The sequence below is a fragment of the Cohnella sp. GCM10027633 genome (assembly GCF_042675445.1).
In the GTDB taxonomy this organism is placed as follows: Bacteria; Bacillota; Bacilli; order Paenibacillales; family Paenibacillaceae; genus Cohnella.
Genome location: NZ_JBHTGV010000005.1, coordinates 162,639 through 185,858 on the forward strand (window position 1 = coordinate 162,639; position 23,220 = coordinate 185,858).

The 23,220-nt window shown below is 58.5% G+C and carries 16 protein-coding genes; 6 read left to right on the forward strand and 10 right to left on the reverse strand.

Annotation, left to right across the window (positions count from 1 at the left end):
• Position 1: 1 nt before the first annotated feature.
• The 6 genes from ACFQZG_RS14345 (at position 2) to ACFQZG_RS14370 (ending at position 9,537) form a co-directional block, all read left to right on the forward strand.
• Complete coding sequence (locus tag ACFQZG_RS14345) at positions 2 to 784, forward strand: sugar phosphate isomerase/epimerase family protein (RefSeq protein WP_378153606.1); 783 nt, start codon at positions 2 to 4, stop codon at positions 782 to 784.
• Between the two features lie 72 nt (positions 785 to 856).
• Complete coding sequence (locus ACFQZG_RS14350) at positions 857 to 3,202, forward strand: AraC family transcriptional regulator (protein ID WP_378153608.1); 2,346 nt, start codon at positions 857 to 859, stop codon at positions 3,200 to 3,202.
• Between the two features lie 180 nt (positions 3,203 to 3,382).
• Positions 3,383 to 4,285, forward strand: a complete 903-nt coding sequence (locus ACFQZG_RS14355; protein WP_378153610.1) for an ABC transporter permease — start codon at positions 3,383 to 3,385, stop codon at positions 4,283 to 4,285.
• Between the two features lie 12 nt (positions 4,286 to 4,297).
• Complete coding sequence (locus tag ACFQZG_RS14360; RefSeq protein WP_378153611.1) at positions 4,298 to 5,206, forward strand: carbohydrate ABC transporter permease; 909 nt, start codon at positions 4,298 to 4,300, stop codon at positions 5,204 to 5,206.
• Between the two features lie 74 nt (positions 5,207 to 5,280).
• Positions 5,281 to 6,876: an ABC transporter substrate-binding protein gene (locus tag ACFQZG_RS14365; protein WP_378153613.1), complete on the forward strand. Its 1,596-nt coding sequence runs from the start codon at positions 5,281 to 5,283 to the stop codon at positions 6,874 to 6,876.
• 90 nt (positions 6,877 to 6,966) lie between these two features.
• Complete coding sequence (locus ACFQZG_RS14370; RefSeq protein ID WP_378153615.1) at positions 6,967 to 9,537, forward strand: beta-mannosidase; 2,571 nt, start codon at positions 6,967 to 6,969, stop codon at positions 9,535 to 9,537.
• Positions 9,538 to 9,680: 143 nt separating this feature from the next.
• Here the strand turns inward: ACFQZG_RS14370 and ACFQZG_RS14375 are convergent, their stop codons facing one another.
• The 10 genes from ACFQZG_RS14375 to ACFQZG_RS14420 are packed head-to-tail and all read right to left on the reverse strand — an operon-like array spanning position 9,681 to position 23,219.
• Positions 9,681 to 10,757 carry a Gfo/Idh/MocA family protein gene (locus ACFQZG_RS14375; RefSeq protein ID WP_378153617.1) on the reverse strand — a complete coding sequence of 359 codons (1,077 nt, stop codon included), beginning with the start codon at positions 10,755 to 10,757 and terminating at the stop codon, positions 9,681 to 9,683.
• A complete protein-coding gene (locus ACFQZG_RS14380; RefSeq protein WP_378153619.1) occupies positions 10,754 to 11,818 on the reverse strand; it encodes a Gfo/Idh/MocA family protein in 1,065 nt (354 codons plus the stop codon). The genes ACFQZG_RS14375 and ACFQZG_RS14380 overlap by 4 nt, the downstream gene beginning before the upstream one ends.
• A gap of 17 nt (positions 11,819 to 11,835) precedes the next feature.
• Positions 11,836 to 12,831 (reverse strand): zinc-dependent alcohol dehydrogenase, encoded by a 996-nt coding sequence (locus ACFQZG_RS14385; protein ID WP_378153621.1) that lies wholly within the window; start codon positions 12,829 to 12,831, stop codon positions 11,836 to 11,838.
• Entirely contained in the window at positions 12,825 to 13,637 is an 813-nt protein-coding gene (locus ACFQZG_RS14390) for a ThuA domain-containing protein (RefSeq protein WP_378153622.1), read from the reverse strand. Before ACFQZG_RS14390 ends, ACFQZG_RS14385 begins: the two co-directional genes overlap by 7 nt.
• Complete coding sequence (locus tag ACFQZG_RS14395) at positions 13,637 to 14,479, reverse strand: sugar phosphate isomerase/epimerase family protein (RefSeq protein ID WP_378153624.1); 843 nt, start codon at positions 14,477 to 14,479, stop codon at positions 13,637 to 13,639. Before ACFQZG_RS14395 ends, ACFQZG_RS14390 begins: the two co-directional genes overlap by 1 nt.
• A gap of 58 nt (positions 14,480 to 14,537) precedes the next feature.
• Positions 14,538 to 15,497: an MDR/zinc-dependent alcohol dehydrogenase-like family protein gene (locus ACFQZG_RS14400; RefSeq protein WP_378153625.1), complete on the reverse strand. Its 960-nt coding sequence runs from the start codon at positions 15,495 to 15,497 to the stop codon at positions 14,538 to 14,540.
• 1 nt (position 15,498) lies between these two features.
• On the reverse strand, positions 15,499 to 16,323 hold the full coding sequence (locus tag ACFQZG_RS14405; RefSeq protein ID WP_378153627.1) for an alpha/beta fold hydrolase: 825 nt from the start codon (positions 16,321 to 16,323) through the stop codon (positions 15,499 to 15,501).
• Positions 16,310 to 17,194, reverse strand: a complete 885-nt coding sequence (locus tag ACFQZG_RS14410; RefSeq protein WP_378153629.1) for a sugar phosphate isomerase/epimerase family protein — start codon at positions 17,192 to 17,194, stop codon at positions 16,310 to 16,312. Before ACFQZG_RS14410 ends, ACFQZG_RS14405 begins: the two co-directional genes overlap by 14 nt.
• A complete protein-coding gene (locus ACFQZG_RS14415) occupies positions 17,191 to 18,102 on the reverse strand; it encodes a sugar phosphate isomerase/epimerase family protein (protein WP_378153631.1) in 912 nt (303 codons plus the stop codon). The genes ACFQZG_RS14410 and ACFQZG_RS14415 overlap by 4 nt, the downstream gene beginning before the upstream one ends.
• Positions 18,103 to 18,161: 59 nt before the next feature.
• The gene (locus ACFQZG_RS14420; protein ID WP_378153633.1) at positions 18,162 to 23,219 is read right to left on the reverse strand and encodes a glycoside hydrolase family 2 TIM barrel-domain containing protein; all 5,058 of its coding nucleotides are present in this window, start codon (positions 23,217 to 23,219) and stop codon (positions 18,162 to 18,164) included.
• Position 23,220: the final 1 nt, after the last annotated feature.

Below are 23,220 nucleotides of genomic sequence, written 5' to 3' on the forward strand. Positions count from 1 at the left end.
ATTGAAGCACTTGAAGCACAAATTCGCGGTTCAATTATATACGCTGCGCAAGGAATGCGAGCAAGATCTGCCGGCGACGCTGAGAAGGCTCGGCGAGATGGGATGGGCCGGGGTGGAGACGGCCGGGCTTCACGGGCATTCGGCGGAGGAGATCGCGGAAGTGCTGAAGGAGTCCGGGCTGAAGACGGCCGGCATGCACGTCTCCGTCGAGCGATTGCGATCGGATGCGAAGGGCATCATGACGGAAGCGAGACTGCTAGGCACGAATCGCTTGATCTGCCCGTCGGTGCCGCACGAATGGCGCGACGAACAAGGCTACGTCCGATTGCGCGAAGAGCTGAACGCGGCGGCTAGGGAGCTGGGCGCCGAAGGATTCACGGTCGGCTTCCACAATCATGCCTTCGAGTTCGACACGAACGTAGACGGGCAAGACGCGCTGAGTTATCTCCTCGAGCCGGTACCCGATAATGCCGTTCTTGCGGAAATTGATGTATACTGGTTGACGAAAGCAGGCTATGATCCGGCTTCGTTCATCGCCCCTTACGGCGGACGAATGCCGACGATGCACCTGAAGGATATGACGGACGACGACCGCCGCACCTATGCGGAGATCGGCGCCGGCATCATCGACTTCGAGCCTCTGCTCCTATGGGGAGAGAAGAACGGCGTCGAATGGTACGTCGTAGAACAAGATCTATGCGAGGGCGATGCGCTGGACAGCGTGAGGATCAGCTTGAGCAACCTGCATGCGCTGGCCGACCGGCTAGAAGCGAGAACGCGATAAGACAGCCTTGCAAGAGGGACTGGCGGATGCCAGTCTCTTCGGCATTGTTCATGATAAGAGGGGGACAAGCGAATGAAGCGATTCGGGATCAAAGCTTATTACGTCAGGATGGTTCTCTGGATCAGCATCGCCATTCTGCTCATCATCATCGCGCTGTCGTCGGTCGTCTACATCAACTCCCAGAAGCTGCTCGTGAAGAACGAATATGCCTCCAACCAGAAGATCCTGTACCAGGTCAAATACAATATGGCGTTCATGGACGACGCCATCAGCAGCCTATGCAAGACTCTCTATCTGAACAGCGACGTAGGCGCGGTGATGTACGCGAAGCAAGAGGATATGGTCGACGTGGCCAATCGGCTGAATAAAGTGACCAGCTCCATTACGTCGACCAATCCGTACATTCATTCCCTGACGATCTACAATCGCAACTTGGACCAAGCTTACAACGCGGGAAGTCCCATATTCTTCGAAGACCAGCTGATAGGCGATCTATACCGTTCGGACAATGTGCCGCCTAAGATGAAGCCGATCTTCCGCGACATCCGGAAGCTGGTGAACAGGGAGTCCCAGCCGGAGAACGTCTTCTCTTACTTGATGTACGAGACCTCCGCGGAAGACCTTAAGCCCGAAGGCGTTATCATCATCAACGTGCGGGCGGAATGGCTGCTGGACAACATCCGGCAGATTAACATGATCGATCAACGCAAGGGCGACAATATCTTCCTCTTGGACGAATCCGGGCAGTATCTGGCCGACGGCACGGGCAACAACGAGATTATCCAATGGTTGAAGTCCGACTTCGCCGAATACGAAGCCGCGAATCCGAACGGCGATTCCGACGGCTTCTTCCAGAGCAAGCACGGAGGTACCTCGTATCTGGTCACTTACTCCAGAGTCGAGAGCGCCGGGATTACGTTGCTGAAGACGCAGCCGGTTCAAGAAGTGTACCGATCGATCGCGAGTCTGCGCACGAGCATCGTCATCATCACGGTGATTACTTTGTTGCTCGCTATCCTGATCTCGATACTCATCTCCCGCAGAATCTATCGGCCGATCGGCAATCTCGTGAGCTCGGTCAGGCGAGACCGGCCGCGCGGAGCGGGGGAGGACGTGACCGGAACCGTCGACGAAATCTCCTATTTGAACGCCGTATATCGGCAGTCGATGGAAGAGCTGGAGCTGTTCTATAAGGAAAAGCACGACAACAAGGACAGGATGAGGCATTATTGGCTGAGCCGGCTTCTCGACGAACGGTTCGCGATATCGAGAGATGAGCTGTCCGCCGTATTCCAAGAGATGAGAATCTCATTGAACCCGCAACATTCGCATGCGGTATGCTTGCTCAGAATCGATAATTACAAGGAGTTCCAGCAGACGTTCAACGCCAAGGATAAGGAAATGTTCCGGTTCGCCATGCTCAATATCGCTTCCGAGACCGTGGCTAGATCGTATCCCAACGAAGGAATCGATATGAAGGAAGAGCACGTGCTGCTGATCGTAAGCGTTCCGGCTCAGGACGATTCCTGCGAGTCCAAGCTCGCCGAGCTGATCGCCGAAGCGCAGGAGAGCTTCTCCCGATTGTTCAAGCTCACCTTCACGGCTTCGATTAGCGGCAAGACCGAAGAGATCGGCGGGCTGCACGCCATGTACAACCAGACGCTGGATCAGTCCATGTACCGGCTTCAGCTCGGCCACGGCTCCGTCATTACGCAGGCGCGAATTCGCAAGAACGCCGACAGCAGGAAGTCCGGTTATCCCAAAGAGCTGGAAGAATGGTTCGCGGAGACGATCAAATCGGGCAACGTCGCCGCAATGAAGGAAGTGTTGGCTAACCTGTTCGGGGAGATGGAGACGCTCAGTTATCACAATGCCTTGGTCTCCATTATTAGACTGGTCAATACGGCCATCGTAGCGTTGGACGAAGCGAAGATCACGCCGGCGCCCTCTCTCCAGATCGCCTCGATCGGCCGCCACATTCTGGAGAAGGAGACGATGGCCGAGATCCATCGGATCATCAGAGGCGGCTTGCAGGATTCGATGAATAAGGAGACGACCGACGAGAATGCGGATACGTTGAATTATTTCGTCGTAGACGCGGTCACGGAATACATCCATAAGAATTATCAGGACTTGTCTCTGAGCCTGCCTTCGATCGCGGCGATGATGAAGATCTCTTCCCGCAATCTGAGCAAGATCTACAAGCAAGCGACGAATCTGTCGATTCCCGATCTGATTAACGGCGTGCGGCTGACCAAAGCGGCGGAGCTCTTGATCGAGGAGGATCTAAGCGTCTACGAGGTCGTTCAGAAGGTCGGATTCACGAACGAAACCTACTTCTTCAGTCTGTTCAAGAAGAAGTACAAGGTAACCCCGAAGGAATACGCGCTGCAGAGGAACGTGAACAAAATCAATTAAGCTGTCCTAACAGAGCTTCGGCGATAACCGCCGGGCTCTGTTTTTGCGTTTATGCTCCGAAACGCGGCTTCCGCGACGGTTATTTGAAGGAAATGACCGGATTTAAAATATACAGCGGCGCCGTCCGCGCCTAAAGTTGGGGTAGGAACAAACGCAACGAGCAAAGGAAGTGCAGGAAGCATGATCAGGATGATGAAGAAGAACGCTGGATTGTCGATGCTGGCGCTGCCGGGATTCGCGCTCATCATTATTTTCAATTACGTGCCGCTCTACGGGCTGCTGTTGCCCTTCAAGACGTACCGTTACAATCTCGGAATATGGAACAGCCCCTGGGTCGGGTTGGACAACTTCGGTTACCTCTTCCATGGGGACGTCCTGTTCCGCGTACTGAGGAATACGATTCTCTACAATATGACGTTCATCGTGCTCGGCACCACGCTCTCGGTCATCATCGCTCTGCTTCTGTACGAGCTGAGCCGGAAATTCGTGAAGGCGTATCAGACGATTCTGTTCATCCCGTACTTCATCTCTTGGGTCGTGGCCGGATTCGCGTTCCGCTCGCTGTTCGATATGGAACACGGCGTCATCAATCGCTTCTTGGTCTCCATGGGCGAAGAGCCGATCCTCTGGTACAGCGATCCGAAATACTGGCCTTACATTATCGTGATCGCGGCGGTGTGGAAGGGATTGGGTTACAGCTCGGTCATCTATTACGCGGCGCTAATGGGCATCGATTCGGAATATTACGATGCGGCCAAGATCGACGGAGCCAGCAAGTTCCGTCGGGCGATCTCGATCTCGGTGCCGATGATCAAGCCGATCATTATCATGCTCGTCATCTTGCAGATCGGCAGCATCTGCTACAGCGACTTCGGATTGTTCTATAACGTGACGTTGAACTCTTCGCTGCTCTATAGCACGACGGATGTAATCGACACGTTCGTCTACCGCTCGCTGATCGACTTGGGCGATATCGGGATGGCCTCGGCGGCCGGGTTCTTCCAATCGATCGTCGGATTCTGCCTCGTTCTCGTCACGAACACCATCGTCAAGAAAATCAATCCGGAAAACTCACTCTTCTAAGGGGCGCCGACCATGAAAGATTACGCGACGACAATCGCAAGAAAACCGCTGCCCGCCGGAAAGCTGATGATCCATCTCGTCTTCCTGGCGTTATGCATAGCCTGCGTATTCCCGTTCCTGGTCATTATCGGGACATCCTTTCAGACCGAGAACGATATCGTGAAATACGGGTATTCCATCCTGCCGAAGAATTTCACGTGGGATGCCTATCGAGTCATCCTGAATAGTCCCGGGACGTTGTTCCAATCTTACTTCGTGACGATCGTGACGACCGTAATCGGTTCGCTCATCGGCATGTGGGTGACAACCTCTTATGCGTATGCGATCTCCCGCAAGGATTATCGTCTCCGGTCCTTCCTCGCCTTCTTCGTGTTCTTCACGATGCTGTTCCACGGCGGGATGGTTCCTTCCTATATTCTGATGGTCAAGTGGCTCGGGTTGAAGAACACGATGCTCGCGCTCATTCTGCCCTACCTGATCAGCGGTTGGTTCGTCATGCTGATGAAGGGTTTCCTGCAGACGATTCCGGAAGCGGTCATCGAGTCGGCCAAAATCGACGGCGCGGGCGAGCTGAGAATATTCGCGCAGATCGTCCTTCCGATCTCGAAGCCCGCGCTGGCGACTCTGGGTTTGTTCTTCGCCTTGCAGTATTGGAACGACTGGTGGCTGACCTTGCTCTACGTCGATAACGACAACCTGATGAAGCTGCAGTATCTGCTCATCCGCGTCCTGAAGAACATGGAGTACTTGAACTCGGCGGAAGCCATCGAATACGGGCTGGTGAAGCCGGGAATGCTCGTCCCGTCCTTAAGCGCGCGAATGGCGATGTGCATTCTCGCGGCGGGTCCCATGCTGCTCGTCTTCCCGCTGTTCCAGAAATATTTCGTGCAAGGCTTGACGGTCGGATCGGTTAAAGGTTGATAATTAACACCATAAGGATTACCGGCCTATGGTGCTGATTATAAATGACACGAAATAAAAGGGAGGCAATCCAAGTGAGTCGTGCAAAAAAACCAGCATCGAAGAAGTGGTTCTTGTCGGGAACGTCCGCCATGCTAGCAGCAATGATCGTCTTAAGCGGTTGCAATTCGAATTCGAACGCGAACGAGAACGCGTCATCCAGCCCGAGCGGAAGTTCGGAAGCATCGCCGTCCGGCGCTTCGCCGTCCGCTTCTCCGGAAGCTGCCGGCAACGAGACGGAGGAATTCGTCAAGCTCAGCTGGTACATGCCGAAGCCGATCGACAACATGAAGGATCAGGATGCGGTCGAAGCGGAAGCGAACAAGATCATCAAGGAGCAATTGAACGCCGAGCTGCACCTTAACCTCATCGACAATGCCGGCTGGGAAGACAAGATGAAGCTGATCTCCGCCGCGGGCGAAGCCTACGATATCGTCTTCTCGACCTTCTCGTCCAATCGGATCAGCGACAACGTCCAGAAGGGCGCCTTGATGCCGCTCGACGACCTGCTCCAGAAGTACGGCCAGAATATACTGGCGAAGGTCGACCCCCGCGCTTGGAAAGCCGTAACGTACAAGGGCAAGATCATGGCGATTCCGGCGCAGACGCCTTACACGCCGGGAAGCGCGCACGTCTTCAAGAAGGATATGGTCGAGAAGTACGGCTTCGATTATAAGAGCGTCAAGAACGTCAAAGATCTGGAGCCGTACCTGGCCGAGATCAAGAAGAACGAGCCCGAGATGATTCCGCTTCTGGCAACCGCCAACGGGACGGCTTCCGGGGTGGCGCTGTTGGACTACACGACGGTTACGCCGGGCATCTCCTTCAGCGAGCAAGACGGGAAGATCGTCAAGATTCTGGACGTGCCTCAGAACAAGGAAAACTACAGAACGATCAACGATTTCTACAAGAAGGGGTACATCGCTAAGGACGCGGCCATCAAGACGGACTACCTGGCCGAAGCCAAGTCGGGCAAATACGCCGTCATGCGCGATTCGGGCGGCTATACCGAGGACGGCTCGAAGTCTACGGCAACCTATGGCTTCCCTACCGTCGAGACGCTGTACGGCTATCCGACGATCTCGACCAACTCGATGACGGCTGCCGCATCGGCCATCAGCGCCACTTCCAAAAATCCGGAAAGAGCGATGATGCTGCTGAACCTGATCTGGGGCGACAAGTACTTGCTCAATACGCTGGCTTACGGCGTGGAAGGCAAGAACTATACGGTCAAATCGGGCACGACGCAAGATGGCAATCCGACCATCGAAGCGACGAGCGGTTCGGAGCAAACGTGGGCGATCTGGCACAACTGGCTCGGGCCTCTGTGGGATCAATGGGATTCCAACTGGAACTCGACGGCCGCTCTCGAAGCGATGCGCAAAAACAACGATAACGGCAAAGCGTCCGGCATTCTCGGGTTCATCTTCAATCCCGAGCCGGTGAAGAACGAGATCGCGCAAGTGAGCGCCATTCAGAAGGAATCCAACCCGATTCTGACGACGGGCTCGATGCCTGATTTCGAGAAATATTACACGGATCTGCAGCAACGGCTGGACAAGGCGGGCATGGATACGATTCTGGCGGAAGCCCAGAAGCAATTCGACGCTTGGAAAGCGGACAACAGCTAATTCGTTCGGACCGATAACGGCGGCTCTACTACGGGGTAGTAGGCCGCCGTTTTGTATGACTTACGCAGCGGATCAGAAGGAGAAACGGCAATGAAAAGAGCGATTGCGTTAACGGGACAATGGAAGTTGAAAGGCGAAGGCGCGACGGCGGAAGGCGGTTCGGCGAGGATCGACATCGATGCCGAGGTACCCGGTCACGTGCATCAGGATTTGCTTGCCGAAGGCCTGATCCCGGATCCGGGTTATCGCAAGCAGGCGGACGAATGCGCTTGGGTCGAAAGCTGGCGCTGGTCGTATAGCCGCGAATTCGAGTTCGAACGCTTAGACGAGGGACGCGCGATGTTGGAGTTCGAAGGGCTCGATACTTACGCGGATATATATCTGAACGGGACGAAGCTCGCGACGACGGACAATATGTTCATCCGATACCGCTTCGACGCGTCGGGTCTGCTTCGAACGGGAACGAACGAGCTCGAGGTTCGATTCCGCACCGTCTGGGAGGGCACCGCCGCTAAGCCGTACGCGGGCCGCGGCGCGGCGTTCACGAGCGAGCGTCTCTACGTTCGTCGCATGCAGTGCACGTTCGGATGGGATTGGGTCGGACGTCTCGTCAGCTACGGTATCTGGCGGCCGGTCCGGCTTGTCATCGAGGACGTCGCGACGATCGACGATCTCCATGTCTATACGAAGGCGATCGATGGACGGGGGGCGGCCGTCGGCTTCGCGTTGGAGACGAGCTCGCGTTCGGAGCAGCCTCTCAGGGTCGAGGCCGCGATCGTCGACCCGGCCGGCCGCACCGTATGGCAGGCCTCGAGGAAGATGCTCGGCCATAAGCTGTCGCTGACGGCGGACTTGGAGGAGCCGGAGCTCTGGTGGCCGGCGGGATACGGCGAACAGCCGTTATATAAGGCGATCGCCAAGCTATACGGAGAAGCGGGACTCGTCGACGAACAGGAGCGCTCGTTCGGCATTCGGACGACGCGAATCGAGCAGCTTCAAGATCGGCCGGGGAGCGCCGAAGCGGGGATGACCGACAGGCTGCGCGCGCTCGGCACGGAATGGGACTTGAACGGGGAACGGCCGGGAAGCGGGTTCACGCTCTTGGTGAACGGCGTCCCGATCTATTGCAAGGGAGCGAATTGGGTGCCGAGCGATCCGTTCCCGGGTCGAATCCCCGATGCGCATTACGAGAATCTTCTTCGTCTTGCCGCCGAAGCCGGTATGACGATGCTCCGCGTCTGGGGCGGAGGCATCTACGAATCGGAAGCCTTCTGGAACGAGTGCGACAAGCGCGGGATTCTCGTCTTCCAGGACTTCATGATGGCTTGCGGCACTTATCCCGAGGAGGACGGGGAATGGATGTCTTCGTTAGCCGCCGAGACAGAAGGCGTTATTCGTTCTCTTCGGAGCCGGCCTAGCCTGATCTTGTGGAACGGAGACAACGAGAACGGCATGTTCGACGGCGAAGAGGATCCGAGTTACCCGGGAAGGGCGATCTCCGAACGGATCACGGGACGGCTGTGCGCGGAATTGGATCCGAATCGACCGTTCCTGTCGACCAGTCCGTTCGGCGGCAACAAGAACAACTCGTTCACGATCGGAACCGCCCATTACACGGGAGCCTTGCTGGAGATGTTCGACGTCTTCCGCGGGACAGATCTTCGCCATTACCGCTCCTACTTCGCAAGCTTGCTGAGCCGCTTCTGTCCGGAGTTCCCGATGTTCGGCACTCCTGAGATCCACACGCTAAGGCGGTTCATGACCGAAGAGGATCTGAACGATCCGACCTTCGACATGCTGGAATATCACACGAAGAACCATCCTGCCTTGGTCGATTACTCGCTATTCCGGGCGCTGCTCACTCTGGCCGACAAACTGACGCCTCCGGCCTCCTCGACGATAGAACGGATTCGGCGCATGTCCTACGTGCAATACGAGATAACCCGGCTCGTCGTCGAGGTCTACAGGCGCAATCGTCCTTATACGGGCGGCATTCTGTTCTGGATGTTCAACGATTGCTGGCCGGCCAGCGGATGGAGTCTCGTCGATTATTACGGGTATCCCAAGGGCGGGTATTACGGCTTCAAGAAAGCCGCCCGCGCGGTCATCGCATCGATCGAGCGGCAGGAAGAGGATGGCCGGTACGCCTTCTGGGTATGCAACGACAAGCCGGAAGCGATCCGAGGCAAGGGGATGCTTCGCGTGTTGAGGCTGGACGGTTCGATAGACGACGATGCAACCGCGTGGACTCGAGAGTTCGTTTTTGCGGTGGAAGGGGGAACTTCTTCGAAGGTCTTGACGCTTCCGTTAGAGGAACTGGACGCCGTGCTTGATGACCGTCAAGTACTGATCATGGATATCGCGGGGCCTTTCGGGGACGATCGATACATCTATAGTGCGGGTATTCCGGCCGACATGGACCTTCAACCTTCCGGAGCGCGCATCGAGTCCCGGACGGAAGAGGCGGACGGAGGCAGCTTGGTCGTTGCCGCGGATCGGTATGCCAAAGCCGTCTTGCTGCACGGCGAGTATGTCTTCACGGACAATTACTTCGATCTGTTACCCGGCGAACGCAGAACGATCGGCTATCGAAGATTGGCAACGGGGGCCGGAGCCCATTCCACGGGAGCTGGGGAGATAGAGCTGATTAGCTGGAATTGACGAACGCGAGTATCCGCAACATAAACAACGCCCTCGACCGCTCCTGCCGGAGCGATCGAGGGCTGACTTTTTCTTGTCTTAAATTTCGTAAACCAGTAACAACCGCATTAGCGGATCCGCAGACCTCGTCTACCCGATTCCTCTCACTCGGCCCAAACTTGGTTGTGGGTAACGATGGTTGTACCCGACTTTACGGCCTCCTGCATGACCAGTCCGAGATAGTGGTCTTGGCTGGCCTCCGCCAAGCTATAGAAACCGGGGCCGCCGGCCGAGTAATTCGCCATCCGCGCCAAGCAATCAGCGATGGCGATTTCATCGTCCGCCAGTCTGCCCGGAGCGAACTCGTTGCGGTAGACGCATTCTTCGCCGCACAGGATCGTCTTCAGATGGAAGCCCTCTAGGTTGCCGTCCTGTCCGGCATGGACGCGCCTGAGGCTCGTCTCGACGGGGGTGCGGAAATCCTGCAAATAGCGGACGTCGGAGTTGTGAATCTCGCCCGAATCGCCCCGTACCAACATCCGCGGTGAACGAATCCAAGAGAAGTATTGGTCGCCGGTAAAATCGTACATGCCGAGCCGATCGCCGAAATCAAACATGGCGATCGTCTGCTCCGACTCCGTGATGCGGCGTTCGAACGGGCCGCCATCTCGTCCCCGGCCTTCCACGATCGGCGAACGGAATTTCATCCCGCGGATCGACGCGTTATCGAAGCCGACGCCGAGGAACCGGCGCATCAGCACGATGCCGTGATAATCATGCGCGGCCGAAACTTCGGCCAGCGTAATTCGGCCAAGCTTGCCGGAACGTGCGACCGCCAATCGAGCCGCATGATTCGGCTGGTACGGATATTGCTCCGCGACTTGGATGCGGGCCTGCGAGCCGATAGAACGGAACAGCTTCGCCATCTCCTCGACCGTCTCCGCGGGAGGCGTCTCGCACAGAGCAGGCATGCCAGCGGCAGACAGCTCTAGCAACGCATACGGAGCTGCGGTTCTCGGAACGCTGACGACGACGAACGAGAGATCCGTCATCGCGAGCAATTCCTTGATCGAGCGGAATGCGGGAATTGCCCACTTCCGCTGCATCTCCGCGCCCTTGTCCGCGTTGCGAACGACGATTCCCCCGACTTCGAACCTCTCGGGCAGAGCGGCGGCAATCCGTAAGTAGAATTCAGACCGCCAGCCGCCGCCGACGATGCCGAACCGAACGGCGCCGCTCATAGCAGCCTCCCGTTGCGGCCGCCGCCGACTCCGTCGTAGGGAATGCCGGCGACCCAATCCCGCCCCTCGGAGGGCGGCTGGAAGCGATCGACCGGGAAGGTCACGCGGCAACGCTCTCGCGCGGACAAGTAGGCGCCTTCGACGATTTGAAGCGCCGCCAGCGAGCTATCCGCGACGCGATAATCGGGCGCGCCCGACTCGATGTCCGACGCCATATTCTCGAGATGGCGCCGGTGTCCCGTGACGGGGTATTCCTCGGGAACGATCAATCCTTCGTCCCGCCAGTCTCTGCTCTGCAGCGCGTAGCCGTTCTCCCAGCCCCAGAATTCGATCGTGCCGCGCGTTCCGACGAGCCGGAACAACGTATCTTTGCCCTCTCGATTGACAAGCACGTCGTCCCCCGTGTTCATGACGATCCGGACGCCGCCGCGCGTCTGCGCATAAGTAATCGCCGCCGTCTCCACCTGCATGCCGTCCCGGTAAGTGCGCGTGCTGGAATCGCATTGCGCCATGACCCAATCGAGCGGGTCGTCCTGCATTAGCGACATGCTGAATTGCAACCAATGAATGCCCGCGTTGATGATGTCCCACTTGTCGTTCTGAATCTCCACCAGCTTCAATTCGCCGATGTCGCCGCGCTTCACGCGTTTGATGATTTCCAGAGGCGTCGCTTTGGCGATCAAGCCGTGAGGGACGGACACGGGAAGTTTCCTCTCCTTGATCGCTTCCAAGATGCGGCGGCCCGAAGCCGCGGTATGTCCAAGCGGCTTCTCTACCAACAGCCCTTTCAGTTGCGGCATCGCAAGCGCGTCCATCGTCACTTCCTCGTGCGACGGGGGATACGTGCTTACGCACACCACGTCGGTCGGACATTCCGCGAACATCGCGCGATGGTCGGCGTACGTCGCAATGCCGGGGAACTCCCTTTGCAATTCCTCGCGGACTTCGGGCCGCAGATCGGCGACCGCCTTCAATTCGAACAGGTCGGATGCCGCCAGGGCGCTCAGACTAAGCCGACCGCCCTGACCTCCCCCCACGACCGCAGCCGTTAATTTGTCCATAGACGAAGCGCTCCTCTCTACTCCCAAGGTTGAAGCACGATTTTCGCGCATTGTTGCGACGCGGACGTCTCGAACGCTTCCTGAATGCGGCTCATCGGATAGACGTGCGTAATGAGGCGATCTACGAGCGGGGAGCGCCGAATGACGTCCATTAGCCTTGGGAACGCGTTCAGATTGTAATGCCAGGAGCCGATCAAGGATATTCCTTTGCGAATCAAGTCGGGGCTGATCCGGATCGGCGTGTCATCCCCGCATTCGCCGACGAACGCGATTCGGCCGCCTCTGGCGATCGCGTCGATCTGCAATCTGTGCGCGGCCACGGCGCCGGATGCGTCAATGCCGCAATCCGGTCCTTTGCCGCCCGTCAGCCGCTTGATTTGCGCGACCGCGTCGGGACCGCGCGGGTCGACGATATGCGTGACGCCCATCTCCCTGGCCAGCGCGATTCGATGCGCGTTCGATTCGACCGCGATAATCTCCGCGCCGCGGAATTTCGCGTTGACGACGGCGCCGAGGCCGACGGGACCGAGGCCCGTGATCAGCACGGTCGAGAATGCGTCGACGCCGAGCTTCTCCATCGCGCCGAACGAGGCGCCGAGACCGCAGCACGCCATCGAAGCTTTCACATAGGACACGTCGTCCGGAATGGCCGGAAGCAACCACGACGGCTTCGCGATATATTGCGTGATCGTAGGGGCTCCGTAGTTCAGGTTATGTTCGCAGTGGACGTAGTCGCCGGCGAGACAAAGCCCGCATTGTCCGCACGGGTATTGCGGCATGACGACGACCCGGTCGCCGACTTTCACCCGGCTGCCCGCGGACACTCGCACCACTTCTCCTGCCGCCTCATGTCCGAGTCCGACGCAGGGCTCGCCTTGAACGAACGCCTTATATTCCGCGCACATCGGCGCCGCGTGAATTTTGACGACGGCCCAACCTTCGCCCGGTAATTCCGGCTCCTCCCGTTCGACGAGCCCGATTCGTTGGGGACCCATTATCGCTGCCGTTAGCATCTTTCCGTCCTCCCATTCTCTCCGAATTCGTCCGGAGTTTCAATATCAAGCGCCCAGTGAACGCCGTTACTAATGATCTGTCTGAATGCCTGCAGTTCGAAGTCCTCGGGATGGCCGAGCGTCGTCGTCATCGTACGCCCGCCGCCGTAGTGCTTCCTTGTCCATACGACCGGATGAATCCGCAGCGTATGATGATCCGCCGTTCCGTGCTCGGGATGGACGGCGTAGCCGTTCATCAGCACCTCCGCTTCTCCGGCCGCTTCCGGATAGGGGAATACGTCGTACAGCCATGAGCGGGCGACGAAGCGCTGCGGCACGCCCCGCAATACGGGATGATCCAGACTATTCCGGTCCGCGTTCACGTCCGTTATCGAGGAATGACCGAAGTGGCGGATCCACGGCGCTCCCAACACGTCGATGCCGAATTTGCGATTCCACTCCCGCAGCGGGTGGCCTTCCGGATAGTCGAAGGCATGCGTGCTGGTGCGAAAAGCGATGACCGGTCCTCCCCGCTCGAGATAGGCGCGAATGTAACGGAACTGCTCCTCGGGCAGCCGACGGAAGCGCAAGTAGACGATCATCAGATCGGCTTGCTCAAGCTCGGACAATCCCGGAAGGTGATCCGCCGCTCTCGGGTCGGGTTGGCAGGTTAGCAACGCGACCTCGGCTCCGTATCGACTCCTCAATTCCTCAGCCACCGACGCCAGCGACTCCTCCGAACGGTATTCGTCTTCACCGCTTACGATGGCGACGCGCTTGCCTTGAAGCGAACCTATCGATTCTTGCGATCCTCTAGCTTTCGCCATCATGACCTATTCTCCTTATCGTTCCTGGCAGCGATCGGATGGAGCGTGCCGGCGATATAATCGCCGTTCCATCGCGTTACGCCGTTCGGGTCGCTCTCCGCCTGCGCCGATTCTTCTTCGACCATAATCCATCCCTCGTAGTCGCTGTCCCGCAAGAAGCGCACAAGACCAGGATGGTCGATCTCGCCCTTGCCCATGGGATGCCATCCGCCCGCGCCGGACCAATCCTTGAAATGGACGTGGCGTATGAGTTCCCTCTGTTCGCGAAACACTTCGACCGGGTCCATGCCACCATTGGCAATATGACCGGAGTCCGGCGCATAGCCGATCACCCGCCGGTCCAACCCGGCGAACAGAACCTTGTAATCCTCTTCGGTCCGGAATACGGAGCCCGCAGGAGAATTCGGGTGATACGCGCAGACGATCCCCGCCGATGCGGCGCGCGCCGCGACGGCATTAATAATGCCGAGCAAATTCCTCTGGCGCTCAAGAACCTCGTTGCGGTCGTGCCAGGGCAACTGGACAAGAATGAGCAACGTCCCGGGAAAATGGCTCAAATACGCCAGCAGCCCGTCGGCCTCTTCCTGCTCATCGTCGCTTTCCCGTTCTCCTCTCCAAGGAAGCGCGAGCGTCAAGGCGGCCAACGACAACCCGCGCAGGTTCAACGCCTCCTTCAGCTTCAGCGGATCCCCTGCGTAGGGACCGAGCATGCAGACTTCGGCTTCTACGCCCGTAAACCCGCTGGCCGCGACGACGTCCAATATAGCATTCAGCCGATCCCGATATTGGTCATAGGAGATCTGCCACGTATAGGTCTGGCATCCGAAACGAATTCCGCTCATCGTCGAACTTCTCCTCCCCGAGAACAAGATTCTCGTCTATTCTGCATCTGATTTAACCTTACGGGTTTACGATAACGGCTTTCACGAATCCAGGCGGCTTAGCAGCCGCCGTCTCGAACGCCTCGTTGATTCGGTCTAGCGGGAATCTGTGCGTCACGAGAGGGCTCATCTTTAATCGGCCGCTTGCGAGCAAATCCATGCCGATCCGAATGCCGCTCATGTAAATATCCCAATCTCTCTCGTGGGCGTTAACGACGTCCAGGCCTTTGTAGTTCCACAGTTGCATGTCGACGGAGCGGCGGCCGATCTGATGATAACCGACGATGACCAGCGTTCCACGGACACGTACGCATTCGGCCGCAGTGTTCAACGCGCCTTCGGACCCCGTCGCTTCGATGACGACATCGGCCCCTTCGCCGCCCGTAAGCTCCCGGACCTTAGCCGCGACATTCTCCCGTCCCGCATGGATGACGATGTCCGCTCCCAGCTCACGCGCCAAGTCCAGCACTTCGTCCCGAGAGTCGACCGCGATAATCCGTCCCGCACCCCTCAGCCTGCTCCCCTGCAAGACGAGAGATCCCATGAACCCCAATCCGATCAGGACGACCGTATCGCCGAGCTCGATCCGCGATCGATTGACGGCGTTCACCGCGCAGCCGATCGGCTCGCCGAGGGCATGCTCGAACGGAACGTGGTCGGCCAGCTTGACGGCATACCGAACCGGAACGCATAGCTCCTCCGCGAATCCGCGCGATCGATACGGGTAGACGACGACCCGGTCGCCGGGTTTGAAGTCGTCGGTATCCACGCCGCTCCCGGTTTCCAGAACCGTTCCGCTCGCTTCATGACCGTGATATTCGGGCTCTTGCAGGTTCCGTTCGGGAAGCCACATATGAAGCTCCGACGTGCAGACCCCGCACGCCGCCACCTTAAGCCGAATTTCACCCGGTCCCGGGGATGGACGTTCCGCCTCTTCGATCTCGAATTTTCGTTGACCCGTCAGCGCCGCTATCTTCATCCTAGCCTCTTTTCCGACCGGAGCCGGTCGCGTCATGTTCCCTCATGAAAGCAAGCGTCAATGCGTTGAACCGGTCCAGGCTGTCCCAATGGTGCGTATGACCGCTGCCCGGGAACATCTCCAAGCGTGCGAACGGGATCGCCGCCGCCAGCTCTTCGGAATACGCCGGCGACAGGAAGATGTCCTTGTCCCCGGCCGTAACGAGCGTCGGCATGCGCAAGTCGCCCAATAGCGACCTCGCGTCGTGTCCGGCGCAGGCTTCGCACTGCGCTTGGAAAGCGTGAGCAGGCATACGATTCGGGGAATCCGCCGATGCTGCCCGCTCCCGCATATCTTCCTCGCGACTGTTGGCATAGGAGGGGACGAAGATCCAAGCGTTCAGCAGCTTCGCGAAGACGACGGGGGACACCGCCCCGTAGACGTCGCCCATCATGCCGAATACGGACTTCGTATAGGCGTCGCAATGCGCCCACGAACCATGCAGGCTTAAGGAGGCTATTCGCTCCGGACGAACGGCGGCAAGGTGCTGCGCGATCGCGCCGCCCATCGATATGCCGCTTACGTGCACGCCATCGAGATCTAAGGCGTCGATTAACGCCGCGGCATCATCGCCCATTCTCTTCGTCGAATACGGGCCTTGCGGCTTGCCTGAGCGACCGGCGCCGCGATTGTCCAGGAGCAAGCAACGGAAATGGCGTTCATACGCCTGCGCATGCTGCTCCCATACCGAGCCGTCCGCGCCAAGCCCCGTGAGCAGCAACAGGGGAGGCCCGCTGCCTCTCTCTTCGTAATACAGCTCGATTCCGTCAGCTTCAACGTACGGCATCTCTTCGCCCTCCTTCCGTCCGCGCGGCATTCACCCCATCGCGCAGGAACCGCAATCCGTCCCGGGCGATCGTCTCCTCGCTATCCCCGAACGTACGCCACAAGTGCAACCGCGAGACGAGACCGGGAACGGACTGGCCGAAGGCTTCGATCGTCAACCAGCCGTCGTATCCGGAGCCGACCAGGTAAGGGAAGAGGTCCGGCGGGACGGCATGACCTCCGCCCGGCGTTCCGCGATCGTTCTCCGAGATATGGACGTGCTTGATGGCGTCCCGAACGTCACGCCATGCCGTCGTTACGTCGCGTTCTTCGATGTTGCCGTGATGCGTGTCGGCCAGCAGGCCGACATTCGGCAATCCAATGCGCCGAACGAAAGCCGCCGCCTGCGCCATCGTATTGACGATATACATCTCGAACCGGTTAAGCGGCTCTAATGCCAGACTTACGCCGCAAGACATCGCATATTCGCCCGCTTGCCGCAGCACATCGGCCGCGCGTTCCAGCTCATCGTCGGTCGGAGCGGCGCCGCTGAATCGACCCAAGCCTTGGAACAGCGGTCCGCATAACACTTGCGCGCCAAGCGCCGCCGTCTTGTCGATGGCGCTTCGGATTTCTTCCAACGCCGCAAGGCGCAGGCGCGGATCCGCGCTGGCGGGATCGGCATTGGACGCATCCAATGCCAGAATGGCGCTTCGTCCGAGATTAAGGCTGTCGCAGAGCGCCGAGAAGGCGGAGATGTCCGAACGCGTCATCGGCGCCACGGGGAACTCCACACCGTCGAAGCCCCAATCGCGAAGCGTGCGAATCAGTCCTTCATGTTCGGCGAACGTCGGCGTATCCGTCCACAGCAGCAAGTTCATCCCGATCTTCATTTCGCTCTCATGCCTCCTTGCGCTTCAATGAGTCGTCGCACGAACGGGACGGCTTCGCGCCCCCAAGCTTCTACTTCCGCATTGAAGCAGAAGTCGACGCACCACCAATCCAAGTCCGCCAGCAACGCCCCGCTCTGTTCCAGGAGCCCATCGAAGTCGACGAAGCCCTTGCCGAACGCGGCATGGGTACTCGTCTCGTCATCGTGCAACGTTCCGTCGGAATCGATCAGATGAAAGTGGCCGATATACGGCGCGAGCAGTTCGGCGTAGGCTTCCACGCCGCCGTCCAGCACCTCGGCGCTACCCTGATGTCTCGCTCCGACGACCGCACCCATATACGCATGGCTCGTGTCGAACAGAACCTTGAAATGGGGCGAATCGACCGCTTGGCACATGGCGAGCACTTCGGAAGGTTTGTTCAGCCAGAAGCCCGGTTCGAACTCCCATACGATCGTAGCGCCTTCCGTCCTGGCCGTCTCCGAGGCTGCCCGCCATACGTCCGTCAAATGCTCGAAGGTTCTTGCATAAGCTTCGCCGGTCAGCGCCATCGGCGGGCTAACCGTATCGATGCGAATCGTTCGCGTCCCGATGTCCGAGGCGAAGCCGATCATCTGTTTCAACCGCTCCGCATACCGATCGGACGAGACGAGCGCGGGCGGAACATCGTTAAAGGAAGGCGCATAGCCCGAGACTTTCAGACCGTAGGATTCAATCAAACGGCGCAGCTCGCTTCTTCGCGCGGCCGTGTCGAACTGTTCCGGGGCGGGATGCGGCGGGAAGCCGTTAATTTCCACTCCGTCGTAACCCGCGTCGCGCGCGTAACGCAAGACGTTCTCGAATGACCAAGGCGCGTGGGCAAACGGTCCGAACGCGAATGCCCAGCTGCCGATCGACAGCTTCGGTTTCATGAGATTACCCTCCTATGTGTGACCGGATGCGTACCGGATCGGCACGCACCGCGGCCTCATCAATCCAGCGATAGGCGATAGTGCAAGCCGTCCACCGGATCGCCGTACTTATTCAGAAACCGGGCGCTTACGGCGATCTCCCTGCCGTGCGCCCCGTAACAGACCATAAACCAATTGTTGACGCCTCGGTTCAGCAGCACGTCGTTGATTTTTACGTCGGCAGCGTCGCTGCCCTCATGCTTGTAATCGATGTACTTGTCGCCGTTCATCCACATCTCGAACGAGCAGTTGACGGTCACGAACAGGTCGGGCACGATGCTGGTGTCGGGCAGCAATCCGTCTTCCCGGTTGAGCGGGTTGCGGTTCAAGGCGGATTCTACGAACAAGGTCAAGAAGTACGCGTCATCGGCGTCGTTCTGCAACCGGATGAACCCGTCTTTCTTCTCTTGCTTCTGAAAATAACCGTAAGGTCCTTCGCCCAAATGATTCAGTCTGTAGTCCCTGTCCCTAAAGTAAGCCGACAGTTCATCGAAGCGGGATCCGCCGTCGTACTTCTTCGCCATCATCATGCCGACTCCGTAATCCCTGTCGGCTTTGATCTGCGTCAGCACGTCCGACCGGATGCCGGCTCCCAGATTGGCGAGCAGTCGGGAATAGAAACGGACGGTCTTGTCGTCAGACAGCAACTTGACCTGCGGGATCAGCAGCTTGCCCTTGCCGACCTGCAGCAGCAAGCCGTAGCTTCTCGATTGGAAAGGGCGGCTATCGCTCATCGTCGCGATGCTCATCTTAATGGCTTCCGCGTCCAGGCCTTCCACGAAGAACGCTTGCCACGGATTGTTCACGCCGTCGAGCAGCGATTCGCCGTCGACGCACGCCACGCTGCATTCGGCAATGACCGTATTGCGAACGCTATCGTTCGTCACCCCGGAGTACGTAACGGCTTCCATCCGGTACAAGTCGTAAGCCGACACGCCCGCCAGCAACCGATTAGCTGACGGCTTCAACTGATAGACCGCTTCGCGCTCCACCGACACGCGTCGGCCGGCCAACCGTCCGAGCATCGTCTCGTGTTCCGGCAGCACGCCGGGCAGCACGAGAGTTCCCCCGTTCTCCATATAGGAGACGAGCTTGCTCGCATCCTCCGTCCGCAACCCGGACGGGTCAGCCAGCACGATATCCGCGTCAACCGACTCCGTATCGCTTCCTTGCATGGAATCGGATAACAGTCCGAGCCCGGCGAAGTAAGCCGCGAATTCGGATAGGGGTTCCCCGTACAGTACCGTGCGTGCGGCAGTGCGGCCGCCGACGGAAGCGGCATAGGCCAGTATGTTGCGCAGCAGCGCGCAAGCTTGCGGTACTTCTCGGCTATAAGCCGTCAGCTCCAGCTGACTCATGATGACCGTGCCTCGGCCGTTCGCGTATTCCAGCAGCGGCGTCCACATCAGGCCGCCCCAGCCGAAGTCGCCTTCTGCGCATTCGAGCAAGATGCGGAAGTCGCCTTTAGCCGGTTTGTTGAATGCGTTACCGACCAGATGTCCGCATGCCGGATCGTTCGCGTTGCGGCGATCCCAGAACGCAAGATCGTCCTCTTCAAGACCGGCGAAGATAGGGTGGTTATGGTCGTTCATGAATGTCTTGAAATATTTCCGGCCGGATAGCTCTACCTCTCCGAAGGCCAACGTGCGTTGCTCTAACACGATGACCACGCCGCCCGCATTCGCGAAGCCTTCCAGCGGCGGCTGAAGGTAATCGGCTTTGCCCGAGAACAGCGGTCCGATCACGACAATATCTGCGCCGTCCAGCGAAGCCTCGTTTACTTCGTCTATCCGCTCGACCCGGTCGACCAAGCCGGATACGATCGCCAAGCCTTCATCGGAGCCGACATAGGCGACCCGCTTGCCGCGCATATCGACCGGCCGGGCAAGCCGGGCACGCGAGTACGCCTTGTATTCCCGGGTCAGCACATACTGCTCTATGCCTTCGTGGTAGAGCCGCATCTCCAGCCCGACTATCGCGACTCGGCCTTCCTCTGGCTCCGGCAAGACGAAGCGGATCGCGATCGCCTCCTGTTCGCCAGGTTGCTGCAGGAAGTCGAATTGTCCGGCGGCGATCGTTCCGATCTCTCCTTTCACCTCGAAGACGATCTTCGCTTGATGCGGGACAAGCGTATCGTTGTATACCGTGAAGCTTCTGGCGACGTCCTCGCCCGCATAGAACGAGCCGTTGTAGTCGTCTGCGATGATCGTTGCCGGCTTGAAGCTGTCGCGGAACTCCGTATAGGCGCTGTTCGGCATATACGGCTTACTTTCGCCGATCCACCCGTTATCGAGCGTGATCGAGTTCTTGACGATGGTGCGCGGCTTGACGCCAGGCGTCTCCAGATCGTCCCAGACGAGTGCGACGTCTTGCTCCGGCATCGTCTTCATCATGTAGTTGACCATGTTGAACGGCGAAACCCCGGTCACTTCCGCTTTGCGCGCATACTCGACGAACATTTTCTCGCTTAAGCCGAGATTGCGCTGCGCTTCTTCGAAGCTTAGGTAAGCGGACTGGCCGACATAATCGCTCGCTACTTGCGGGGCGATGTAGTGCCACTTGCCATGCTCGCCGAAGATCAGCGGCAAGCGGCGGTCCCAGCCGTCTACCGTACCGTCGATATTATAATGCATGCTGACGACCTGCATGTCGGCCGGGTCGAGCAGGCGGTTATCGCCGTCGCACGAGATAAGACGCGTGCCGTCCAGTCGGTTTATCGTTTCCATTAGCTCGCGAATATGGCGTTTGTAGCCGTCTCTGCCGTCGACCCAACGCATCTCGTTCTGCATGCTCCACATGACGACGGAAGGGTGGTTCCGGTCTCTGCGCATAATCGACTCGAGATGGCGGTGGCTCTGGTCGATGAACGCCGGATCGTCTGCCTGTATCGACTTGGCTGACCCGTATATCGCGCTTTCCCCGATCAGCAGCATGCCGACTTCGTCCGCGGCTTCCAGATATAATTCCGGATAAGGCATGCCGTGCAGGCGAATGAAGTTGATACCCGACTCCTTGGCTAATCGATACCAATTCAATGCGTAGGCTTTGGTCTGTTGGGCGAAGCCTTGATAATGCCAAGCGTCCGATCGCAAATTGACTCTAACGCCGTTCAAGTAAAACTTGTGTCCTTCCGCCCAAACTTCCCTGAACCCGAACCGGGTATCGACCGCGTCCACGACTTGCCCGTTATGATAGACTTCCAGTCTTAACGCGTATAGGTGCGGATTGTCCGGACTCCAATAATTGGGGTCGGTCCATTCTGCTTCCGTCCGCAGCGAACCGCTTCCGCCGCCTGCCAGCGCCGCTTTGGTTACCGCCAGTTCCTTCACTCGCAGAGTGCCGTCGTAGACGAACGCCCGAAGCGTAATGTCCGCTCCCTCGGCGGCACGATTGAACAACTCCGCTTCCACGCCGATCGTATGCGTTCTCCAGGAAGTGACGATCCGGCAATCGCCGAGATGCAGCTCGGGCGTATACTCGAGGAAGACGTCCTGCCAGATGCCTCTGGCCATTCCGGCAAACCAAGTTCCGTCGGGTGCAATTCGCTTCGACGCTGCCCCGGCGGCGATCGTCCGGAATGGTCCGCACCACACCTTGACGTCCACCGATGTCCGACCTTCGCCAATCCAATCGGTGACATCGATTCTGATCGGCAGGAATGCTTCGTCGCTCGAATGAACGAGCTTATCGTCGATATAGATTTTCGATGCTTGCATAATGCCGTTAAATAGAAGCCATACCCGCTCGTTCGGCGCGCGATCCACTCGGACCTGACGGCCGATGACGCCTGCTTCCGCCCGATTCCACTCCTCGGGATAGCCAAAGAGATCGTAAGGCCGATACGTCTGCGCTTCATCCGGCATGTTGCGCAGCAGGAACCGCCAACTGGACGGCACGCGAATCGGAGTTTCCTCCCAGGCCTCGACGCGGATCGTATCGCCGGGTTCGTCGCCTTCGTAAATCGGAGCGAATCGCCACTCGCCGTTCAGGCAACGCCTTCTACGAGCGGGATTCCGTTCCCACGGCTTCAGCAGCCCTTCGACGGCACCGGGGGGCTGCTGCGGAGGCATCGGATCCGCTTCCCCGAAAGCAGCCTTGTCGCCGAAGACGTTGTTCTTAAAGGTAACGAGCTTATCTATCATGCAGAGAAGAGATCCGTCTCCCTTGCCGCATTGCCAGTAGACGACATTGTCTTCGACGACGATCGGCGTCGCGAAGGTATCACCGTAGTTGTCGATCTGCAGCCCTTTGCCGTTATATTGGCTAGCGGGTGGGTCTTGATGAATCCGGTTGCCGCGAACGAGCCAGTGGTGGCCGCCGCTCAGCCCGATGCCCGCATTGCCCGTACGGTATACCTTGTTGCCCAGCACATGGTAGTACCCGCCGCCGCCGTCTCCGAGCATGATGCCGGATCCGCAGGATGAGGAGCTGTATCCGTAGATGTAATTGTCGCGAACGACGATCGGATATTCCTCGGAGCCCGTACTGCAATAGCCGTTAATGTGATCCTCTGCGCCGAAGCCGGTGTGTTCCCGCTGACATTGGTCCGGGGACTCCGGGTCGACATAGGAGAAGTTATTTTCGATCAGGATCGGAGCCTCGCGTCCGTCGCAGAGAGCAACCTGTACCATCTGTCCGCGGGGGAAGGGCCCTCTGTGGTTTTTGCTGAAATTCCCGCTGAACGTAATCGGGCCCTTGCATTCGACCAGATAGGCGCCCGTCGGACAGTTCTCGAAATAATTGCCGCGAATCTCGATATCGCTCGCACCCATCGGCTGCACGATCGGATTGTCCCATCTGTCGCCTTCCGTCGTCATCACGCCGGCGAACTGCTTGACGTATGCTAGTGTGCCGGACGGCTTCAGGTCGTGAATATAGTTATTCCGGATCTTAATTCCGCTAACGGGACCGTACAGAACGATCGCTCCGGCAATATCGCATTCTTGGATGGTGACGTTGTTCGCCTTGACGACGATGGCATAACCTTCGGGCCGGCTGAAGCGTAACCGGGACACGACCGCGCCGTCCTCGGTCACGACGAGCGGCTCTGGTTCCTTCCATTCATGCAGATTGTTCATC